Origin of the sequence: Desulfosarcina cetonica JCM 12296, assembly GCF_001311845.1 — a bacterium.
Taxonomy (GTDB): Bacteria; Desulfobacterota; Desulfobacteria; order Desulfobacterales; family Desulfosarcinaceae; genus Desulfosarcina; species Desulfosarcina cetonica.
In genome coordinates this window covers 1-3,316 of sequence record NZ_BBCC01000350.1, presented here as the reverse complement: position 1 = coordinate 3,316, position 3,316 = coordinate 1, and the positions used below count along the sequence as shown (strand labels likewise).

Annotated in this window: 4 protein-coding genes; 1 reads left to right on the top strand and 3 read right to left on the bottom strand. The window is 60.0% G+C overall.

The window, feature by feature from the left end:
• The 3 genes from JCM12296_RS33565 to JCM12296_RS33555 form a co-directional block, all read right to left on the bottom strand.
• Positions 1-324 (bottom strand): HAD family hydrolase (locus tag JCM12296_RS33565; RefSeq protein WP_218188427.1); only part of this gene is annotated, 324 nt, incomplete at its 3' end.
• Entirely contained in the window at positions 293-1,948 is a 1,656-nt protein-coding gene (locus JCM12296_RS33560) for an AMP-binding protein (RefSeq protein ID WP_054702316.1), read from the bottom strand. The genes JCM12296_RS33560 and JCM12296_RS33565, both read right to left, overlap by 32 nt.
• A 9-nt stretch (positions 1,949-1,957) precedes the next feature.
• Entirely contained in the window at positions 1,958-2,527 is a 570-nt protein-coding gene (locus JCM12296_RS33555) for a cupin domain-containing protein (protein WP_054702313.1), read from the bottom strand.
• A gap of 176 nt (positions 2,528-2,703) precedes the next feature.
• Here JCM12296_RS33555 and JCM12296_RS33550 point away from each other — a divergent pair.
• On the top strand, positions 2,704-3,316 hold a 613-nt coding region (locus JCM12296_RS33550), incomplete at its 3' end, for a glycerophosphodiester phosphodiesterase (RefSeq protein ID WP_281492255.1).

Genomic DNA, 3,316 nt, shown 5'->3' with positions numbered 1-3,316 from the left:
GAGAATGCCGACGGGCAGCCCGATAGTCTTGAGCCAGGCCAACAGCGCCTCGGCGCCGGTGTTCGGCCGGGAGGCGGCAGCGCCGTCCAATTCGAAGCGGTCCAGCTCCCGGGCCATCTCGGCCAGGCGAACCGCATCGTCGATCCCGGCCATGTATTCGAGCACGGGGGTATGGTCGGGGCAACCGATAATCCGTTTAATAATGGAAAAATCGAGGGCACCCGGACGGGTCAGGGTGCCGTCAAAATCGAAAATCACCGCATCGATACGATAGGCGGCAACCGGCATCCGATCAGCCGGCGTCGGCTTCGGGGAAGCACTCAAGGGATTGCTCCTGAAGTTTGTATTTCTGCACCTTGCCGCTGGCGGTCAGCGGGAAGCCGTCCACGAAGGCCACATACTTGGGAATCTTGTAGCGCGCGATCTGGCCCCGGCAAAAATCCTTGACGTCCGTCTCGGTGATATCGCTGCCGGCCTTGCGAATAATGAAGGCACCGACCTCCTCGCCGTACTTCCGGCTGGGCACCCCCACCACCTGGACATCCGAAATCCCCTCCATGCGGTAAAGAAACTCTTCGATTTCCCGCGGGTAGATATTCTCGCCGCCGCGAATGATCATGTCTTTGTAGCGGCCGGTAATGGCCAGGTAACCGTCTGCGTCCATGATGCCCAGGTCACCCGAATGCAGCCAGCCGTCTTTGTCGATGGCCTTTTCCGTGGCCTCGGCCATTTTGTAGTAACCCTTCATCACGCTGTAGCCCCGGCAGCAGACCTCGCCTTGTTGGCCGGCGGGCAGTTCCACGCCGCTTTCCGGCTCGACGATTTTGAGCTCGATCTCGGGCATGGCCCGGCCCACGGTTTCCGTGCGGCGCCGGATATCGTCGTCGGGCAGCGTCTGGGTCATCACCGGCGAGTTCTCGGTCAGTCCGTAGCAGATGGTGATTTCGCTCATGTTCATGCGCTCGATCACCTGGCGCATCACCTGCACCGGGCAGGGAGAGCCGGCCATGATCCCGGTACGCAAAGTGGAAAAGTCGAACTTGTCGAACAGTTTGTGATCCAATACGGCAATAAACATGGTCGGCACACCGTAAAGGGCCGTGCAGCGCTCCTGCTCCACGGAAGCCATCACCTGCACCGGATCGAACTTCTCCAGGATGACCGAGGTCGCAGCGTGAGTCACGATGGCCATGATGCCGAGCACGCAGCCGAAGCAGTGGAAGAGCGGCACGGGCAGACAGATGCGATCCTTGGGCGTGAACCGCTGGTTCTCGCCGATCCAGAAGCCGTTGTTGCCGATGTTGTAATGGGTCAGCATGACGCCTTTGGGAAAACCGGTGGTTCCCGAGGTGTACTGCATGTTGACCACGTCGTGGGGATCCAGCTCGGCCTGACGGGCGGCGTATTGATCAGCACTAGCCATGGGCGCCAGGGCCATGATTTCGGGCACGCTGTACATGCCGCGATGCTTTTCCTGGCCCAGGAAACAGACCCGCTTGAGGAAGGGGAAACGCTCGCTGGCCAGATGGCCGCGCTCCTGGGTCTTCAGTTCGGGTACCAAGTCGTAAATGGTCTGAATATAATCGGTGTCCTGGTAGCCGTCGATGATAAAGAGCGTCTCGGTATCGGACTGCTCCAGCACATAGGCCACCTCGGCACGTTTGTAATTGGTATTGATGGTCAAAAGCACGGCGCCGATCTTGGCCGTGGCGAACTGCAGGGCCACCCAGTAGGGAATGTTGGTGGCCCACACGGCCACTTTCTCGCCTTTTTGAACGCCCATGGCCATCAGCCCGCGGGCCAACTGGTCGACCACATGGGCGAACTCGGTGTAGGTCAGGCGGAAATCACGGTCCACATACACGATCGCGTCGCCGTCGGGGTTGGTCGCCACGGCTTCGTCCAGAATCTGCCCCAAGGTCAGGTTCTTCAACTGCTCTGCGGTCATGGGCGCCTCCTATCGCGGGATGTAAATGACGGCGTAGATGGATGCCGGCTGAGCCCCCTTGCAGCTGACGTAATGGGGCACGATGGAGTTGTAGTAAATACTGTCGCCGGCTTCCAGTTCGTAGGTCTCGGTGCCGTAGGTCACTTCCACCCGGCCGGCGTAGACCACGATAAACTCCTCGCCCTCATGGCTGGAGAGGTCCTTGGATTTTTCCGATTCCGGCAAGAGTTCGACATAAAAGGGCTCCATGTGACGATCGCTCTTGCCGCTGCCCAGGGAGTAGAACTTCAGGGACACGGGCTTGTCCTTGCCCCGCAGCATGCTGAGTTCCTCTTTGCGTTCTTCGCGCCGGACCACCAACGGGTCCTTGCTGATCTGATCGTCCAGAAAAGTTCCCAGGCGCACATCCAGTGCCCGGGCAATCTTCACCAGGGGTCCCAAGGAAGGATAGACGTCGTCTTCGATGACGCTGGAAAGGAAGCTTTTGTCCAGCCCGGTCCGCTCTGACAGGATGTCCAGGTTCATGCTCTGCCGTTCCATGAATGTCCGGATCCGCTGACCCACTTTTTCTGTTTTCATAATGCGCGCTGCTCCTTTCTCTTCTGATTGACACCGGCGGATTCGATCACCGTTGAAAAACGATCAGCCACCTGTTTTTTTGGCAGCCGGATATGCTATAGTGTTCAAGCTGCTTAGCAGATCGTCTGCTATAGCGTAAACCGCCGGCAAGGCAAAGGATTTTTTTTGGTTTCGGCATGGCCCAGCCCCGCTTTCACCCCTCGGAATGGATCGAGACCCACTTTCACCGCTGGGTCGATGAAGGGTTGCGCCGCTGGCCGCGTCCGGTTCCGCCCCCCTACCGTCTGCGCGCCTGCCGCATCGTCTCCCATCGCGGTGAACACGACAACCGCACCTGCCTGGAGAACACCCTGCCGGCCTTTGATGCGGCCGTCAAAGGCGGTGTCTGGGGCATCGAACTGGACGTGCGCTGGACACGTGATCAGGTGCCGGTGGTTTTTCACGACGCGGATACCAAGCGCCTCTACGGGGAAGCCATGCCGATCGCCGGGATGTCGCTGGACGTTCTCAAGCGGCGTTTCCCCGCGATTCCGACCCTGGCATCGGTGGTCAAACGCTACGGTGGCCGCGTCCACCTGATGATCGAAGTAAAGGACCCGGCCGGTAAACTGGCCCGCCGCCTGGAAGTGCTTCTGCGATGCTGCCGTCCCGGGCACGATTATCACCTGATGAGCCTGAACCCTGCCGTTCTCGATCATTTTAGCGCCGTTCCGCCCACGGCGCTGTTGCCCATCGCCCGGCTGCGCATGGACCGTTTCAGCCGGCAGGCCATCCGCGCGGATTGGGGTG